The 16,765-nt window shown below is 62.2% G+C and carries 16 protein-coding genes; 6 read left to right on the plus strand and 10 right to left on the minus strand.

Translation table 11 applies throughout. The features are described 5' to 3' along the window. Positions 1 to 235: 235 nt before the first annotated feature. On the plus strand, positions 236 to 670 hold the full coding sequence (locus NKH54_RS01410; protein ID WP_023671095.1) for a hypothetical protein: 435 nt from the start codon (positions 236 to 238) through the stop codon (positions 668 to 670). 408 nt (positions 671 to 1,078) lie between these two features. On the opposite strand, the gene NKH54_RS01415 is transcribed toward NKH54_RS01410, so the two are convergent. From NKH54_RS01415 to NKH54_RS01445, 7 genes are all read right to left on the minus strand, one after another. Continuing rightward, positions 1,079 to 1,891: an SDR family NAD(P)-dependent oxidoreductase gene (locus NKH54_RS01415; RefSeq protein ID WP_023744135.1), complete on the minus strand. Its 813-nt coding sequence runs from the start codon at positions 1,889 to 1,891 to the stop codon at positions 1,079 to 1,081. After that, positions 1,888 to 2,883 carry a sugar phosphate isomerase/epimerase family protein gene (locus NKH54_RS01420; protein WP_023744136.1) on the minus strand — a complete coding sequence of 332 codons (996 nt, stop codon included), beginning with the start codon at positions 2,881 to 2,883 and terminating at the stop codon, positions 1,888 to 1,890. The genes NKH54_RS01415 and NKH54_RS01420 overlap by 4 nt, the downstream gene beginning before the upstream one ends. 26 nt (positions 2,884 to 2,909) lie before the next feature. Then, complete coding sequence (locus NKH54_RS01425; protein WP_023744137.1) at positions 2,910 to 3,677, minus strand: SDR family NAD(P)-dependent oxidoreductase; 768 nt, start codon at positions 3,675 to 3,677, stop codon at positions 2,910 to 2,912. 39 nt (positions 3,678 to 3,716) lie between these two features. Next, positions 3,717 to 4,823 (minus strand): ABC transporter ATP-binding protein, encoded by a 1,107-nt coding sequence (locus NKH54_RS01430; RefSeq protein ID WP_023744138.1) that lies wholly within the window; start codon positions 4,821 to 4,823, stop codon positions 3,717 to 3,719. Between the two features lie 25 nt (positions 4,824 to 4,848). Next, on the minus strand, positions 4,849 to 5,754 hold the full coding sequence (locus NKH54_RS01435; RefSeq protein WP_023671100.1) for a carbohydrate ABC transporter permease: 906 nt from the start codon (positions 5,752 to 5,754) through the stop codon (positions 4,849 to 4,851). Then, positions 5,747 to 6,682, minus strand: coding sequence for a carbohydrate ABC transporter permease (locus NKH54_RS01440; protein ID WP_353027616.1), 936 nt, complete (start codon positions 6,680 to 6,682; stop codon positions 5,747 to 5,749). The genes NKH54_RS01435 and NKH54_RS01440 overlap by 8 nt, the downstream gene beginning before the upstream one ends. 93 nt (positions 6,683 to 6,775) lie before the next feature. Beyond that, positions 6,776 to 8,041 carry an ABC transporter substrate-binding protein gene (locus NKH54_RS01445; protein ID WP_352543233.1) on the minus strand — a complete coding sequence of 422 codons (1,266 nt, stop codon included), beginning with the start codon at positions 8,039 to 8,041 and terminating at the stop codon, positions 6,776 to 6,778. Positions 8,042 to 8,186: 145 nt separating this feature from the next. Here NKH54_RS01445 and NKH54_RS01450 point away from each other — a divergent pair, with 145 nt between their 5' ends. Then, complete coding sequence (locus NKH54_RS01450) at positions 8,187 to 9,392, plus strand: ROK family transcriptional regulator (RefSeq protein WP_023751363.1); 1,206 nt, start codon at positions 8,187 to 8,189, stop codon at positions 9,390 to 9,392. Between the two features lie 29 nt (positions 9,393 to 9,421). On the opposite strand, the gene NKH54_RS01455 is transcribed toward NKH54_RS01450, so the two are convergent. Together NKH54_RS01455 and NKH54_RS01460 are read right to left on the minus strand one after the other, a co-directional pair. Next, positions 9,422 to 10,462, minus strand: coding sequence for an aminopeptidase (locus NKH54_RS01455; RefSeq protein WP_032997286.1), 1,041 nt, complete (start codon positions 10,460 to 10,462; stop codon positions 9,422 to 9,424). 237 nt (positions 10,463 to 10,699) lie between these two features. Beyond that, positions 10,700 to 10,933, minus strand: a complete 234-nt coding sequence (locus tag NKH54_RS01460) for a hypothetical protein (protein WP_023671105.1) — start codon at positions 10,931 to 10,933, stop codon at positions 10,700 to 10,702. A 185-nt stretch (positions 10,934 to 11,118) separates the two neighbouring features. Here NKH54_RS01460 and NKH54_RS01465 point away from each other — a divergent pair, with 185 nt between their 5' ends. Both NKH54_RS01465 and NKH54_RS01470 read left to right on the plus strand, forming a co-directional pair. Further along, the gene (locus NKH54_RS01465) at positions 11,119 to 13,119 is read left to right on the plus strand and encodes an AI-2E family transporter (RefSeq protein ID WP_023686481.1); all 2,001 of its coding nucleotides are present in this window, start codon (positions 11,119 to 11,121) and stop codon (positions 13,117 to 13,119) included. A 129-nt stretch (positions 13,120 to 13,248) separates the two neighbouring features. Beyond that, positions 13,249 to 13,407, plus strand: coding sequence for a hypothetical protein (locus NKH54_RS01470; RefSeq protein WP_023671107.1), 159 nt, complete (start codon positions 13,249 to 13,251; stop codon positions 13,405 to 13,407). 435 nt (positions 13,408 to 13,842) lie between these two features. Here NKH54_RS01470 and NKH54_RS01475 read toward each other — a convergent pair whose 3' ends face one another. Then, the gene (locus NKH54_RS01475; protein WP_023671108.1) at positions 13,843 to 14,211 is read right to left on the minus strand and encodes a response regulator; all 369 of its coding nucleotides are present in this window, start codon (positions 14,209 to 14,211) and stop codon (positions 13,843 to 13,845) included. Between the two features lie 128 nt (positions 14,212 to 14,339). On the opposite strand from NKH54_RS01475, the gene NKH54_RS01480 reads away from it, so the two are divergent. Next, a complete protein-coding gene (locus NKH54_RS01480) occupies positions 14,340 to 16,160 on the plus strand; it encodes a PAS domain S-box protein (RefSeq protein WP_023686480.1) in 1,821 nt (606 codons plus the stop codon). A gap of 192 nt (positions 16,161 to 16,352) precedes the next feature. Beyond that, complete coding sequence (locus NKH54_RS01485; protein WP_023704064.1) at positions 16,353 to 16,646, plus strand: hypothetical protein; 294 nt, start codon at positions 16,353 to 16,355, stop codon at positions 16,644 to 16,646. The last annotated feature ends 119 nt before the right edge of the window (positions 16,647 to 16,765 follow it).

The following is a 16,765-nucleotide window of genomic DNA, read 5'->3' on the forward strand; positions in this document are numbered from 1 at the left end:
GATCCTGCGTGCGCCAGCCGGATCCGTCGGGTCGGCCGGCCGCACAGTTTTTTTCATCCCGCTGGAACATTGGCGAAGGAATGCAGTTGGTGTCGCTGCAGATGCCGCCGCGCGGTGCCTGTGGGCGATTGGTGGCAACACCTGATCGGCCGCCGCTCCTTTACGAGGCGGCTTAGCGTGTGAGCCAATCCTGCAGCAAAGGCCTAGGGATTGGAACGACCAACAGGAGGCAGTCATGAAGCACCAGACACTCGATCAACTCCAGTCAGTCGCGGACATCAGTCCACTATCGCCGGCTCTGCTGGCTACAAGGACGCAACGGATAGAGCGGTGGGCGGAACTGCTCTATCGAAATCCGACGCGCTCCCTTGTGGCTCTCACCGGGACTGAGCATCTGCATCCCTCTGTCCGCGGAGAAGCGCGCGCGGTCGGATCGGCGATTAGTGTCGCCTTTGACGATCCACTGCTGCGTGCATCGGGCATGCAATCGGATACCTACGGGGAAGCCAGACGCTTCTTCGAACTCTCCGATTGGCAGTTGCATGAGATCGTCTGCAGTTGCCACACCGGCGCCACCATGCAGGCTGGCTGGGCCGCCGGGCGTGTCCGCAGGGTTCTCAATGGGAGCAAGATATTGGCTTGGCTGAGAAAAGGATTCATGCCGCACTGAGACACAGCGCTTGCGCCTGAAGAAGCATGCAGGCTCCAGCAGAGATTGCGTCGGCTCCGCGAAGGCATGGCTGACCTCAATGGAGTAGGGCGGCCGAGTTGCTTGCGACTTCAGAAATGACGTTCACCATTGCTCAGTGGACCTCGTCAGGGTGATCGGCAATTTCGTGAATAGCGAGTACCAGCGCCAGTTTCGACCAACCGGTCGGCAGCGCCCTCGTGACCAAGCGGGGTTACTTATCCTCGGTGCGTCACATGTGCGCTTCGTCAGCGGTATAGCCTGCCAATCCCTCCACAGCCGTTTTGACGCTGCGAAAAGCTCGAGGCGTGAGGGGGCAATTTAACCCAGGAATCCCGAAAACGGCACTTCCGCTTTCGGCCCCGAAATTGAAATTCGAGGCCCGCCCCATCACCCCGGAAAAATCGTAAACCCGCCATCCACCCGCAGCACCTGCCCGTTGATAAACCGCGCCCGCGGGCCAGCCAGAAACGCCACCGCCTCGGCGATCTCCTCCGGCTCGGCATAGCGGTTCAGCGACTTCTTGCTGGAATCCATGCGCTCCGGATCGACCACGCGGGTCGCCTGGAAGCGTGCCGTCTTGGTGGCGCCGGGGCTGACCGCGTTGATGCGCACGCCGTCGTCGATCAGTTCCTTGGCGAGACAGCGCGTGTAATGCACGACCGCGGCCTTCAAGGTGGAGTAAACGACCTCGGGCGAGCAGCCGAGATGTGCCGCCGCGGAGGCGATGTTGATGACGGAGCCGCCGCCGCGCTGCTTCATCGGCGGCACGAAGGCCTGGCAGACCAGCATCGTGCCGATCAGATTGTTCTCGGTGAGCACGCGGATGTCGTCGAGTTCGATGTCGAGGGCGTTGTTCGGGTTCGGCTTGCCGCCCCTGGCGCCGATGTCGCCGCCGGCACAATTGACCAGCACATGGACGTCGCCGAGATCGGCCTCGATCTTGCGCTTCATCGCGGCCACCGCCTTCTGGTCGCCAATGTTGCCGGTCACCGACGTCACCTTCGTGCCGTGCCGCTTCAGGCGCTCGACCACTTCGCTCAGATTGGCGAACTCGCCATATTTGGCCGGCGCTTCCTCGTCCATGTCGTGAATCGCGACATTGGCGCCGAGTTCGGCCAGGCGCTCGGCCATCACGCGGCCGAGGCCGCGGCCGGAGCCGGTTACGAAGGCGGTCAATCCATCGAGTTCACGTGCCGTCATCGGATATTCTCCATCAAACCAAATTTGCGCATGTTGGCGGCGCTGCGCCGGATCATGTCGAGCTCATAGGAAACCAGTGAGACGTCGGCTTCGCGCTCCCAAGGCGTGCGGTAGTCGGCATCGTCGGGCAGCCGGTTGCGCTGCGCGGCCGCCAGGCAGGCGGCAAATTCGCGTGCCGTCTTCGGGGGATAGCCGCGCCACCAGTCGTCGCTGAGATAGCGGACATGCCGCGCCTCCAATGCGCCCGGTTCGAGGACGGCGGTCAGGCGATCATGGTGCTGGGCAAGAATTGCAAACAGCTCGGCGAACGGCACAGCACCGTCACCGATGGCGCAGCGGATCAGCCGGTAACCTTCGGTCGTGAACTGCACGCGGTAATCCTTGAGGTGGACATGGCGGACATGGGGGGCGATCGCGCGCGTGAAATCGAGCGGCGCTTCGCCGACCGGGAACGTGTTGCCGGTGTCGAAGGTGACGCCCACACTGTCACCACCGAGGGCGCAGAAATCGACGAGTTCCCGGCTGGTAAAGTCCTGGTGGTTTTCGATCGCAAGGACATACCCGTCGGCATTCGCGCGGGGACCCCACTCCACCAATCGCCCCCGAATGATGCCGGCGTACTCGCTCCATTTTTCGCCGGCGGCGTTGCGGTCGCCGCAGAGAATGGGCGTCAGCGCCGTGCGGATGATTTTGGCCTTGAGCAGGCGCGCGGCCCGAAAGGCATCGTCGAGCGGTTCGCCCACCAGCAGGCCGCCGCTGACGACCGGCGTGATGCCAAGGCCGGCGAGCCGTTCGCGTAGCGCGATCACCGCGTCGTCGGAAAGCTCGCTCAGCCATGGCACCCAGATCTCCAGCACGCGCGCGCCGAGTTCGGTCGCCAGCGCGATGAAACCTTCGAGCCCCGCAGGCCTAGGATTGGCGCGTGGCGTGCCGCGACCCTGCAGGCCGAGATGATAGGTCAGGCCGTAGGGGTTCAGGCCGACCTCGAGCATGAAACGATCCTTTGAGTCAGGTGGGGTCATCGCAGGCCGGCGTCCACGGTGATCGACTGCTTGGTGATCATGCGGCTGTCGTCGGCGGCGAGGAACAGTACCGTGCGCGCGATCTCCTCGCCGAGCAGAATCTTGCGGATCACCTGGCGCTGCACGACCTGATCGACCGAACCTTGGGTCTTGTACCAAAGCTCCCGCTGCCGGTCGGTGATGACGGCGCCCGGCTCGATGGCGTTGACGCGGATGTTGTCGGGGCCAAACGCCCGCGCCAGCGCGAAGGTCAGCCCGACCACCGCAGCCTTGGCCGCCGCATAGGGGGCCATCTCTGATGCGCCGAAACGCCAGGCGATCGAGGAAAAATTGACGATCGAACCAAAGCCCAATTCCTGCATGTGCGGATGCACGGCCTGGGCGGCAAAGAAATGGTGCCTGAGGTTCACATCCTGGGCGTGGTCCCAGTATTCCTGCGTCACGTCGGCGACCGAGAGGCGATTGTCGTCGGCGGCGTTGTTGACCAGCACTGCGACAGGCCCGAGGCGGTCGCGCACCGTGCCGATCGCGGCCTGGAGGGCGGGGATATCGGTCACATCGCAGCGCAGGAACAGGGGCGCGTGCGCTGCCGCGGCGGCGAGTTCCCGCGCGAGCGCCTCGCCGGCCTCCTGCTGCAGATCAAGAAACGCCACTCGTGCGCCATTGGCGGCGAAGGCGCGGACCGTGTCGGCGCCGATGCCCGACGCACCGCCGGTGATCAGCACGACGCGCTCGGACAGGCTCGGATAGGTGGCGAAGGACAAGGCGGAACTCTTTTCAAATCAAGCTTTGGTCAGATCGGGTCAGATCAGGCGTTGGGTCGTCGGGTCGAACAGGCACGCACGCGCCATGTCGATGCCGAGCGTCACCGTCTCACCCATAAGCGGCGTGCCGTCGGGGTCGAAACGACCGGTGATCTCCTTGCCGCCCAGGCGCAGGACGGCCATGGTCTCCGCGCCTGTCGGCTCGACCAACTCGACCACGGCATCGATCTGCGCGATGCCCGGCTTGCGGCGCGCAAGATCGGGATCGAAGCGGTAGATGTGCTCGGGACGGATGCCGAGCACGAGCTGTTGCGGCGTGTCGGATGGGAGCGCCTGGACGATCGGCAGGCTGGCCGTCTTGCCGTCGGCGGTCTGCAGGACAACAGTGCGGCGACCGCCTTCCTGGCTCAGTTCGGCGGCCAAAAAATTCATCGCCGGCGACCCCATGAAGCCGGCGACGAACATGTTGGCCGGACGGTTGTAGATCGTGGCGGGATCGTCGAATTGCTGGACCTCGCCCTGATGCATCACGGCGATGCGCGACGCCAGCGTCATCGCCTCGACCTGGTCGTGGGTGACGTAGACGGTGGTCTTGCCGACGCGGTGATGCAGCTTCTTGATTTCGGTGCGCATGTCGACGCGCAGCTTGGCATCGAGATTGGAGAGCGGCTCGTCGAACAGGAACAGTTTGGGATCGCGCACCAGCGCCCGGCCCATGGCGACGCGCTGGCGCTGGCCGCCCGAAAGCTGTCCGGGCTTGCGCCCTAGCAGCGGTTCGATCTGCAGGAAGGCGGCAACCCGCTTGACGGCCTCGTCCTGCTGCGGCTTCGGGACGCGGCGGCTTTCCATGCCGAAGGTGATGTTCTCGCGCACCGTCATCGTCGGGTACAGGGCATAGGACTGGAACACCATGGCGATGTCGCGGTCCTTCGGCGCCACCGAATTGACCAGCCGCCCGTCGATGCGGATCTCGCCGGAGGTAACGGATTCGAGCCCGGCGATCATCGCCAGCAGAGTGGACTTGCCGCAGCCGGACGGTCCGACCAGCGCGATGAACTCGCCGTTCCGCGCTTCGAGATCGATGCCCTTCAGCACCTCGACCGCGCCGAAGTTCTTGCGCAGCGATCGGATGATCAATGTCGACATGCAATGCCCTTCACTTGATCGCGCCTCATTTGATGGCACCTTGCGTCAGGCCGCGCACAAAATACTTGCCGCCGAAGAGATAGATCAGCAGCGGCGGCAGCGCGCCGATCAGCACGGCGGCGCTCATGACATCGTAGGCGCGCACATTGGTGCCGCTTGCCGTCAGCGCGACGAGCGCTGCCGTGATCGGCTGTTGCTGCCCGGAGGTGAAGACGACGCCGAACAGATATTCGTTCCAGATGCCGGTGAACTGCCAGATCACCGTGACGATCAGGATCGGTGAGGAGAGCGGCAGAATGATCTTGCGGAAGATGCGCCAGAAGCCGGCGCCGTCGATGCGCGCCGCCTTGATCAGGTCGTCGGGGATGCTGACGTAGTAGTTGCGGCAAAACAAAGTGGTGAACGAAATGCCCTGGATGACGTGGATGAGGACGAGCCCGTAGACCGAATTGCTAAGGCCGAGATTGCCGAGGATGAACGCCCACGGCATCAATGAAATCTGGCCCGGAATGAAGACGCCGAGCAGCATGCAGGTGAACAAAGCTTCCGAACCTCTGAAGCGCCATTTCGACAGGATGTAACCGTTCATCGCGCCGACCGCCGTCGAGATGATCGTGGCCGGGATCGTCATCTTCAGGGAGTTGTAGAAGTTGCGCTGCATGCCCTCGCAGGTGCCACCGATGCAATAGGTGCTCCAGGCCTGGCCCCAGGCATCGAGGCGGAAGCTGCGCGGCAGCGAGATCAACCCGTTGCGTGCGATCTCCTGCTGGTCGCGGAATGAATTCAGCACCACGACCAGCAACGGGACCAGGTAGATCGCCGCGAAGACGACCAGCAGCCCATAGATGGCGAAGCGGGTGAGAAAATGCCGGCGCGACGCGACTGCGGCAGCGCGACGGTCGAGCGACTGGTCCAGGGAGACGTCAGCCACGGCCGGCTTCCTTGCGCCGGCGCCAGACCACCCAGAATGAATAGGGCACCAGCACCACGGCAACAGCGGCAAGCATCATGATGGCGGCGGCCGCACCTTCGCCGATCTGGCCGCGTTGGAACATCAGGTCATAGACGTAGATGGCGGGGAAGGTGGTCGAGATCCCCGGGCCGCCTTTGGTCAGGGCCGCCACGAGGTCGAAGGTCTTGATGGCGAACTGGATCTGGATGACGGCGACCGCCAGGAAGATCGGCGCAATGGTTGGCAGAAGCACCTTGCGATAGATGCGGAACGTCGATGCGCCGTCGATCTGCGCGGCCTTGACGAGGTCCTGATCCACCGAGCGCAGGCCGGCCAGGAACAGCGCCATGGCAAAGCCCGAGGCCTGCCAGACACCGGTGATGATCACCGCGTAGATCGCATAGTGCCGGTCGCTGGCGAGTGCGAAACTGAAGCTCGCCCAGCCGAAACCGCGCACCATGGCCTGGATGCCGTCGGTCGGATTGTAGAGCCAGCTCCAGACCGTGCCGGTGACGATGAAGGAGACGGCCAGCGGATAGAGAAAGATCGTGCGCCAGGCCGCTTCGCCGCGCACGCGCTGGTCGATCAGGATCGCCAGCAGCAGTCCCACCGCCACCGAGCCGACGATGTAGAAAGCGCTGAAGAAAAACAGGTTGTTGTAGGCGATGTTCCAGCGCCGGTTCGCCCACAGCGACGCGTAGTTCTCCAGGCCGACGAAGCCGTAGGTCGGCAGCAGCGAGGAGTTGGACAGGGAGATATAGAGCGTCCAGCCGGTGAACACGAAGACGTAGACGAAGCTCGCCACAAGCGAGGGGCCGAGCACCAGCAAGGGCATCGCGGAGCCCAGCCGCTCGCGCCAGGGGCGGGCGGGCGTCGGTACCGACAGGATCAGGTCGTGATTTGACATTCAGAGCACGGAGATTGGCAGAGCACAGGACTGGCGGAGCGCGGGACCGGGATGGCGGATGGCCGGGTGCGGATGGCGCCCGGCCATTGCCATCTATTTCTGTGCTTCCGCCGCGTCGGCCATCGCGTTGGCGCCATCCTCCGGCGACATGTCCGGCGTCGCCACGAACTCGGTAATGGAGTCCATGATCGCGCCGCGCATCTTCTGCGGGATGGTCATGTTGTGGGCCATCGAGCGGACCAGTGTGCCGTCCTTGATCGAAGCCTGCAGATCCTTCTGCGAGACCTGCTGGCACGGATTGAAGCCCTTCGACAGATCGATATCCAGGCGTGCAGGGATCGAGCCCTTGGCCTGGTTGAAGACCGTCTGGAAGTCGGGCGACAGGATCAGGCTGGCCAGCAGCTTCTGGCCGTCGATGTAATCCTGGTCCTTCTGCTTGAAGAACACGACCGAGTCCGAGTTGAGGATGAATCCGGGTTTGCCCCAATCGGTCGGCGCCTGGGCGCAGACATAGTCGGTGCCTTCCTTGAAGCCGGCGGCGGTCAAAAGGCCGATCGTCCAGTCGCCCATGATGTGGAACGCCGCGTCGCCCTTGCCGACCAGCGCCGACATCGAATCCCAGTCGCGGCCGACCATGCCCGGATCCATATATTTGCTCGTCATCAGGCGCATCTGCGTGAAGGCCTTGACCATTCCCGGGCTGCGCATGGACTCGACATCGCCTTCCACAAAGGCCTTACGGTAGAGATCGATGTCCTGGCCGTAGAGCACGACCTCGAACACCGTCGAATCCGTCCAGTCGGCGGTCGAATGCGAGATGCAGATCTTGCCTGTGGCGACGATCTTGTCGCAGGCCGCATTGAACTCGGCCCAGGTCTTGGGCATTTCCGCCACGCCGGCCGCCTGCATGACCTTGGGCGAGGCCCAGAGCCAGTTGATGCGGTGGATGTTCATGGGCGCGGCGACCCATTTGCCGGTCGGCTTCATCACCGGAAGCAATTCCGGCGCCACCACTTTCTCCCACCCTTCCGAGGCCGCCAACTCGTCGAGATCGGCGGTCATGCCGGTCTCGTTCCATTCGGCGATCTCAGGGCCCTTGAGCTGCACGGCAGGCGGGGCATTGCCGGCGATCACGTCGGCGCGCAGCTTGGCCAGCGTATTGGCGGTGTGGCCGGCGATCGAGGTCTGTTCCCATTTGCCGCCCTTGGCGGTGAACATCTCGCCGAGCTTGGCGATCGCCTGGGCGTCCGATCCGGTCGCCCATTGGTGCAAAAGGTTGGTCTTGGGCTCGGCGAAGGCTGTTCCGGCGAAAAATGTGCACGCAGCAGCGGCCGCAAGCGCGGTCATGACGGACTTCATCGTTTCACTCCCATATCGTGTTGCACGGTTCGTCTCGACCGCTTATGGCCGCGGTTTGAAGCCGCCGCCAGCGAGATGCGTCAATCTCGAGTTCTTTCCAAGATGACATATTGGAGCTATCAGTCAACGATGTTTATGTTGAGCCATGACAAAACCTTCGCTTAGAACCTGGCTGATCGACAGACCCTCCGCGTCGCCGGAGAGCATGATCGTGCGCTGCCTGAGCGAGCGCGGCGCACTCTCCGCGTTGCAGATCGCACGCGCCACCGGTCTGGCGCGCTCGACGGTGTCAACCGCGCTTAACGGCTTGAAAAAGTCTGGAATGGTGATCGAAGCCCCGACCAGCCGCGACGGCATCAGAGGCATCGGCAGGCCAGCCGCGGCGGTGACGCTCAATCCGACAGCGGGCACCTGCGTCGGCATTCACCTGGCTCTTCAGCAGATACGGCTCATCGTCGCCGATGTCTCGCATTCCGTCATTGCCGAACAAAATATTCCAATGGCGCTGGACTACCAGCCGCAACAGGCGGCCCAGGCGGTCAAATCGGCAATTGCCCAATCTTACAGGGAAAACGGTCTGCCGGTGGCGGGGCTCCTGGGGGTTGGTGTCTCCGTCTCCGGTCCTGTCAGCCGCGATGGAGTGGTGCTGCGCGCCAGCATGGTTCCAACATGGGCCGGCGTCAACATACGAGATGTGTTCGGCCCCGTTCTGGAACAGCCGATCTTCGCCGACAACGAGAGCAACTGCGCGGCCATTGCCGAGCTGATGTGGGGTGCGGCCGTCGGCCAGGACGATTTCGTGCTGTTCAAGATCGATCTGGGTGTCGGCGGGGCCATTGTCCAGCATGGCCGGCTGGTGACGGGCGTCGCCGGCGGCGCCGGCGAATTCGGGCACATCAGCATCGATCCCGGCGGCGACCTTTGCCGCTGCGGCAATCGCGGCTGCCTGGAGCTCTACGCGAGTTTTACCCGGCCGCTGGAACAGATTTCGCGTGTCGTTGGGCGGCAAGTCACCATGGACGATGTCATCGCCATGGCCGAGCAGGGCGACGTCAGGGCGTTGCGGATGATCGAGGATACCGCCGAGATCGCCGGTCGGGGTCTCGGCCTCATCGGCTCAGTGCTCAACCCGCCGCTTATCATCATCGGCGGCCACATGGCGTTGGCAGGCGACATTCTGCTGACGCCGCTGATCGCGTCCTATGAACGCCACACGCTGATCAAGTCCCGGGATGTCGCTCCCGCGCTGCGCACGCGCATCATCGTTGGCAGGCACACCGAGAACGATGCCTTGCTGGGCGCGGTCGGCCTCGTTTTGAGACACCAGACGAAGGAACTGTCGCTGGGGTGATCGTCAGGACCTGCCTGTGCTTGTTCAAGTCAATTGCACGTGTCAGCAGCCTTGAGCGCTTCGGCGCGGGACGATTTGGGCAAATCCGCGATCCGCCGGACAGAAGCGTAAAACCTCGGATAGTCGCCGGAACACAGGTCGAACAAGCGAAGAAAGGCCGGAACCTGTTCACCGTAGACAGAAGTTGCGGCGAGCTTGGCGTTGTTGATCGGGGCAGCGAACCAGGCGTCGTATCCCCGGTATCCCGCCCAGTGCCTGTCGCGCATCCGCCGATAGCGCATCCGCAACCGGTCGATGGTTGCTGCCTTGGCGGCCGCCATCTTTTCCGGGGTGCGGGGACTACCATAGACCTGCCTTAACTCGTCGCGCGTTTTCGACACCAGTCCGAGAAAATCGGCGCCGCGCTTGCGGTCGGCTTCGTATCGGCGCAATCCGGCCCGGTCGCCGGCGGCGCGGAGCCATTTCCTGACGCCGCTGGTTTCGACGGCAACGGCGAACGCCTCGTTGAATGCGGAATCGTTATCGACATAGAAGCGCTGATGCGCCAGTTCATGAAAAACAAGGCTTGCGAGATAGGTGTCGTCCTGACGAAGCATCGTGCTCAGCAGCGGGTCACTGGACCAGCCAAGCGTGGAATAGGCGGTGACGCCCGAGACATAGACGTCGAGGCCCTGTCTTTGGAGCTCGACAGCGCTTTCAGCCGCGGATTTCCGGGAGAAATAACCCCGGTATGGAACGCAGCCGAAAACCGGAAAGCACCATGTTCGTGGCGCGAGCGAGAATTGCGGCGCGGCAAAAACGGCCCAGGTCACGGCGTCGCGATGGATGTCGACATAGCTGCGGTAGCTGCTGTTCTCGGGCAATGCCAGTTCATCCGTCGCAAACCGTCTTATCGCGCTGGCCGACGTCAATTTCGCGCGCAATGCCTCGGGCGTCGAAGGGTCAAGGATGAGTTTCCCGACATTCCTGCGCGCGGCCATGATCTGCGCGTGACCCTGCAACGACTGCGCGTAGTAGGAAATGCTCGTGCAGCCGGTCGCCCCGGACGCGATGATCGCCGCGGCAAGCATCTGAAGAACGCGCTTCACTGTTTGCCCACCCTTGCCCATCTCCCCATGCAGCAAACGTCCTGGCCCACCTCAAACAGGAGGCACCGGTTTCCGTCAAGAGCTGCAGGGGCAGGGGGCGACACCGACCTGGGCAGGGCAATGCGGGCATTCGCCTAGGATTGACGAAAGTCCACCGCAGGGCGGAGCGGGCGAGATACGGACCGTCCGTTGGGACGCCGTTCCCCAAGCTGCAGCGCGCTACTGGTCCGAAAACCTCACGCTCACGCCGCGCTGGCGAAAATAAGCCTGCATCAACTTACGGCCCGAGCGGTTGTTCTGCGCCAATTTTGCCGGATCGAACACCGCCTGTTTTGCGCCCTCTCGTGTCAGCGCAGCCTTGAGCGTCGCGATATGGGCGTCGATGTCGGCATTGTCCGCCCGCAGCGAGGCATAGATACTTTCGGTCGCTTCGGCCACAGTCGGTTCGCTCACAGATGTCGTCCTTTGGTTGGTTGGGCGGCGGCTTTACCACAGATTTGCGGCTCCGACGATATCGACTGAACCGTCAGAGCACAGCGCCCAGGGCGCAAAACCGCAAAACGTATGTATTCGGCCCTGCTAAACATTGCCCGGCAGGCGAATGGGTCTAACTATCGCTAGGAAACGGGGGGAATCACGTGGCTGCCAATCGTCGAAACGACATCTCATCGTCCGAGCGGGGGCTAGGACGGATTCTTGCGGCAGGCAATGCCCATCCGCGCACAGCTCTGCCTACCGTGGCAACCATCGTCACGACAGTAGCTGCGCTGTATTTCGGTCGTGAGGTGTTCCTTCCCATTGCCATCGCGCTGCTTTTGACCTTTGCTCTGGTGCCGATGGTCTCCGCACTGAAGCGTGTCGGCTTGCCTCGGCTGCCCGCAGTGCTTCTGAGCGTGATTGGCGCATTCGCGGCCCTGGGCCTGTTCAGCTTCATTGTTGCGACCCAGGTAAGCGAGCTTGCTCAGAACATTTCCGTCTACCAGACAAACATTCTGACCAAGGTACGTTCCCTCAAGGAGACGGGCGTTGGTGGCGGCATAATTGCCAGGCTGAGCGGGGTGATCGAGCGTGTCGGTCAGGAGATCGACAAGCAGGATGTGGCGCCGCCTGCGGCCGACAAGCCCCGGCGCGAGCCTGTTCCCGTCGAGATCGTCGCCCGCGAGAGACCTCTGGAGGTATTGCAGAACATCATCGGACCGTTGATCAGCCCGCTGGCATCAGCTGGCCTGATCATCATCGTCGTCATCTTCATGTTGCTTGAGCGCGAGGATCTGCGCGACCGGTTTATCCGCCTCGTCGGCTATGGCGACCTCCATCGCACAACGCAGGCATTGCAGGATGCCGGCAAACGGGTTGGCCGTTATCTGATCATGCAATTGGTGGTGAACATCGTCTACGCGATACCAATCGCGATTGGCCTTTGGGTGCTCGGCATTCCCAACGCGCTGCTGTGGGGGTTGCTGGCACTGGCGCTGCGCTTCGTTCCCTATATCGGCCCTGTTATCGGCATGCTGCTGCCCTTGTTTCTGGCCTTGGCGGTTGCGCCCGGCTGGTCGCTGGTGCTGTGGACCGCCGCACTGTTTGTCGTCATGGAATTGGTAACCGGCAACGTCATCGAACCGTGGCTCTATGGCTCGCGCACGGGACTTTCTCCTTTGGCAATCATCGTTGCGGCAATTTTCTGGACATGGTTGTGGGGGCCGCTCGGCCTGGTCCTTTCGACGCCGCTGACAGTTTGCCTCGTCGTCCTCGGGCGACATGTTCCGCAGTTCGAATTTCTCGACGTCCTGTTTGGCAACGAGCCCGTCCTTGAATCTCACGCCCGGCTCTATCAACGGCTCCTGGCCGGCGATCCCGACGAGGCCACTGACCATGCCGAGGAGATCCTCGAGGAGAAGTACCTGATCGATTTCTACGACACTGTCGCCATTCCTGCTCTCCTGTTGGGCGAGCAGGACCGCATGCGTGGCGTGATGGGCGATCAACAGCGAAGGCAGGTGGCGGCGAGCGCCCAAATTCTTGTGGCAAATCTTGCCGACGATGCACAGGAAGAGGCAAGCGAGGAAGATGCGCCGGCAACCACCGCGGAAGGGAGCGCGAGCAGGGAAACAGATGGCGTCGAAGAGGAAGAGATCGAGTTGCCCGACGGCAAGGACATGTCGGTGCTTTGTGCCGGCGGTCGCGGCGAACTCGACGATGCCGCTGCCGCCATGCTCGCTCAGGTGCTGGAGGTGCAAGGTGCTACGGTGGCGAAGGCCAGTTTTGTCGATATGGAGCCGGCAGGTATTCGTCGTCTCGAACTAGAGGCGATCGACACCGTCGTGGTCGGTTTCCTGAACCGGGATTCGCTCAAGCATGCCCGCTTTCTGGTCCGGAGACTGAAGCGCGCCAAGGCAGGTTTGAGAATTGGGATTGTGTTCTGGTCAGACGCGGAGCAGGGCGATGTCGGGCAAGAAAGGCAAGCTTTGGCCGCCGACATCAGCGCCGATTTCGTAGCCCACGGCATGGTCAACGCTGTGCTTGGCGCACTTTCTCCAGCGCCGGCCGTTCCCCTCAAAGTCGTTTCGAAACGCCGCGATCGACGCCGTCCGGCCCCTCGAAAACGGATCCCGGCCCAGGCAACGGCCGCAACAGCCTAGCCGCACCGCCATGTCTCAGATTGCCGCGCCGGCGCTGGAATGCCTGGTGCGACGGCAAGATCGTCCCCACTCGCAAACCATGGAACAATCTCGCGGCCTTGCGGTTCCTAACATCGAAGGAGAACCCCCATGCTTAGATTCCTTATCCGCCTCGGCGCGATCTACGCGGCGTTCCAGATCGGCCGAGAGTTCGGCCGCAAGGAGACCGAAATCATGCTCCTGCCGCCGCCCGTTGACTACGAGCGGCAACCGACGTCAAGAAACGAAACCGATTTCGGAGAGGCATAGGACCGGTCAATCTGTCTGGTCGATCTGGCCCATGCTGGCGCCGTCCCTGCGCGGGGCGCTTTATCGTACGAACGGACCCGGCCACTTGGCTGTTGCCAGGATCGTTTCTGGCAACGCAATAATTGAGCCGCTATCTCTGTCGCTCAAACGCGGCACAGCGAGGTTGACCGTGCGTCGAAGAATGAGTCTCAGATCCTGGCGTTGAGCCGATGGAGAAGGCATGATCAGCACGGGCAAGGACGAGCACAACCCTAAGAAAGTGGAAGGGAATGAAGCACTGGTGCTGTCAACTGCCAAAGAGACCGGCATCACCGAGGATCAAGCGCGCGACCTTGTTCGCCTGATCGGCACCGGCCGCAATTCGCTGCTCCGTGAGGCACGGCAGCTGCTCCGGCAGCGCCTGGCTAGTTTAGACCGAAGGTGCTCAGAGCACGGCTATCCCGTCGCCTTCTGCTGCCCGGCGGTCATCGCTTTGAGAGCCCGGACCACCTCTGCAGGTCCGGCGGGTTTCATCACTCTTACGCCGGACGAGAACGCTTCGGGGGTTTCCTCGAGCCCCAGGCCGGAATAGACGATGAAAGGAACCGCCCGCCCTGCCAAGGTTTTTGCCGCGTCAACAGCCTCGCCGTCCGACAGCCTTACGTCCAGGATCGCTGCGGCGGGGGTATGGTCCGCAAGAAAACGTTTCGCCTGGGAACATGTCGCCGCCAATGCCACGGCAAAGCCCGCCTCCGAAAGAGTGGACTCCATATCCAGTGCTATCAAGGCTTCGTCGTCGACGACAAGGACCAAGGGTTTGCCCATGCGCGGATGATCGCACGTTTGTAGATGGAAGACGAGTCGAGGCTACGACCCTTTTAGGGTCCGGTTCCCGTACGCAGCGGGTCGAGACCGCGAGCAATGGGAACCAACTGATCCAAGCCGCATTATATTTGGTTGGACTGGACAAGGTGTTTGGGATGCATGAAGCAACACAGGCGAATGTTGTCGCCTTCGAAAACCCGGGGGTGTCCAGCAATGACGGTCTGGATTTCGATTACAAGGATTTCTTCGAAAACGGCGCCGTTGCCCTCCATCTGGTGAACGCAGACGGCGTAATCGTGCATGCCAACCAGGCTGAGCTCGACCTTCTCGGCTATCCCGCAGAGGACTACCTCGGTTGCCACATCGCCGAGTTCTATCCCGACCGGGACGTCATAGAGGACATTTTGGGTCGCCTTGCCAATGGCGAGAAGATCGTAAGATATCCGGCGCGATTGAGGGCCAGCGATGGATCGATCAAGCACGTCGAAGTCACCTCAAGCGGACATTTCCGGGACGGCAAGCTGATCAACACCCGGTGCTTCACGGTCGATGTAACCGACTTGGTGCACACCCGCTCGGAGCTCAGGCAGCATGACAGTACCTATCACCAGATACTCGACGGCCTACCCGTCGCCATCTACACGACCGATCAGGATGGGACGATCACCTACTACAACCGCGCCGCGGCCGATCTGGCAGGCAGGGAGCCTGAGGTCGGCAAGGATAAATGGTGCGTGACGTTCAAGCTGTTCAGTGCCGACGGCAAGGAATTGCCGCACGATGAATGCCCGATGGCCATCGCGCTCAAGGAGAACAGGCCGGTCCGCAATCAGCAAGCTGTTGCGCAGCGTCCCGATGGATCGTTTTTTCCGTTCCTGCCCTACCCGACACCGCTGCGGGACGAGCACGGCGCTCTGATTGGCGCCGTCAACATGCTGCTGGACCTGACGGACCGCCAGCGTGCCGAAGAAACCAGGCAGCACCTGTCAGCGATCGTGGAATCCTCATTTGACGCTATCGTCAGCAAGGATCTCAACACCATCATAAAAAGCTGGAACCACGGCGCCGAACGGCTTTTCGGCTATACCGCCGACGAAGCGATTGGCCGGTCGGTGACCATGCTGATCCCCGAAGACCATCAGGACGAGGAACCCCGCATCCTCCAACGCATTCGCCGCGGCGAGCGCGTCGAACCATTCGAAACGACCCGCCTGCGCAAGGATGGCAGCCTGGTTCCGGTTTCGCTGACGATATCGCCCGTGCGTAACGCAACCGGGCAGATCACCGGCGCATCGAAGATAGCGCGAGACATCACGTCGGCGAAGGAGAATGAATACCGCATCCGCATGCTGATGCGCGAGGTCAACCACCGGGTGAAAAACCAGTATTCGGTCATCCTGTCGATGATCCGGGAGACCAACAAGCGATCGGAGACGCCAAAACACTTTGAAACCCAGGTGCGCGAGCGCATCATGGCGTTGTCGCGATCTCACGACCTGCTTGTTTCGGCGGATTGGAAGGGTGCCACGATCAGCGACCTCTTGGCGGCCCAGGTCGAGCCTTTCCCGCGGGGGGATGTGATCGAAATGTCGGGCCCATCATTGGTGCTCAGTCCCAACGCAGTTCAGTATCTCGGGATTGCCTTCCACGAACTGGCGACCAACTCGGCCAAATACGGCGTGCTCTCAGGGGACAAGGGCCGGATTTCGGTCACATGGGGCATCACCGGTTCCGGTGCTTCGAGGCTCTTTCACCTCACCTGGGCCGAATCCGATGGTCCGCAGGTCCAGACTGTCGGACAAGGTGGCTTTGGAACCGTTGTGCTGAAGCGGGTTGCGCCCGCAGCGGTCAGTGGGCAGGGAATTCTCGAACACGGTCCGCATGGCATAACATGGAGCCTGGAAGCGCCTTTGGTTTCCGTGGCAGCTTCTGCCGACCATGAAGCTTAGAAGCAGGAAGCAGCCCTGCAACGAGCATTCGTCAATTGGAAGCCCTTGATGCGGCCTTTGCCGAGCGAAAACCCCGTTTCCGCTAAAGATCGCCAGAGCCATTGCTAAAGTCGGCAGAGCAAATCACCGGCAGAGGGCGCATTTCGTTGCACGGAACGGGACAGGACCGGCGTAGCCAGAGGCGAGGTAACTATGGACATCGACGAGTTCCGTGCGACCCTTCAGGGTGTAGAGCCCCCGGCGAATCTTGGGATGGCGCTCCACGCTCTATGGTGGGATAGACAGGGCGATTGGGAGCGGGCGCATGAGTGTGTGCAGGCCAACGAATCTGATCCGGCCTCTGTATGGGTTCATGCCTATCTGCACCGCAAAGAAGGCGACCTTTCTAATGCAGCCTACTGGTACCGCCGCGCCGGGCAGCCTGTGGCAACTGGCAAGCTAGACGCAGAGTGGGAGTCGATTACAGAATCACTTCTTGCAGGATAGTGAGGGTCGCCCAAGGGGCAGCCTAGCGCCTCATCGCCCCGTAGAGGCGAAACTCACCTCCGCCCGATGGGATCGGCTGGGCCCAGGAGGTCCGAACGTTTCCGCATAAATTCATGCAG

The organism is Mesorhizobium sp. M1004 (assembly GCF_040318795.1).
Lineage (GTDB): Bacteria > Pseudomonadota > Alphaproteobacteria > Rhizobiales > Rhizobiaceae > Mesorhizobium.

Coding starts and splice junctions, on each gene's coding strand:
- NKH54_RS01410 (WP_023671095.1), top strand. CDS start 236: ATGAAGCACCAGACACTCGATCAACTCCAGTCAGTCGCGGACATCAGT.
- NKH54_RS01415 (WP_023744135.1), bottom strand. CDS start 1,891: ATGACGGCACGTGAACTCGATGGATTGACCGCCTTCGTAACCGGCTCC.
- NKH54_RS01420 (WP_023744136.1), bottom strand. CDS start 2,883: ATGCTCGAGGTCGGCCTGAACCCCTACGGCCTGACCTATCATCTCGGC.
- NKH54_RS01430 (WP_023744138.1), bottom strand. CDS start 4,823: ATGTCGACATTGATCATCCGATCGCTGCGCAAGAACTTCGGCGCGGTC.
- NKH54_RS01440 (WP_353027616.1), bottom strand. CDS start 6,682: ATGTCAAATCACGACCTGATCCTGTCGGTACCGACGCCCGCCCGCCCC.
- NKH54_RS01445 (WP_352543233.1), bottom strand. CDS start 8,041: ATGAAGTCCGTCATGACCGCGCTTGCGGCCGCTGCTGCGTGCACATTT.
- NKH54_RS01450 (WP_023751363.1), top strand. CDS start 8,187: ATGACAAAACCTTCGCTTAGAACCTGGCTGATCGACAGACCCTCCGCG.
- NKH54_RS01455 (WP_032997286.1), bottom strand. CDS start 10,462: ATGCTTGCCGCGGCGATCATCGCGTCCGGGGCGACCGGCTGCACGAGC.
- NKH54_RS01470 (WP_023671107.1), top strand. CDS start 13,249: ATGCTTAGATTCCTTATCCGCCTCGGCGCGATCTACGCGGCGTTCCAG.
- NKH54_RS01475 (WP_023671108.1), bottom strand. CDS start 14,211: ATGGGCAAACCCTTGGTCCTTGTCGTCGACGACGAAGCCTTGATAGCA.
- NKH54_RS01485 (WP_023704064.1), top strand. CDS start 16,353: ATGGACATCGACGAGTTCCGTGCGACCCTTCAGGGTGTAGAGCCCCCG.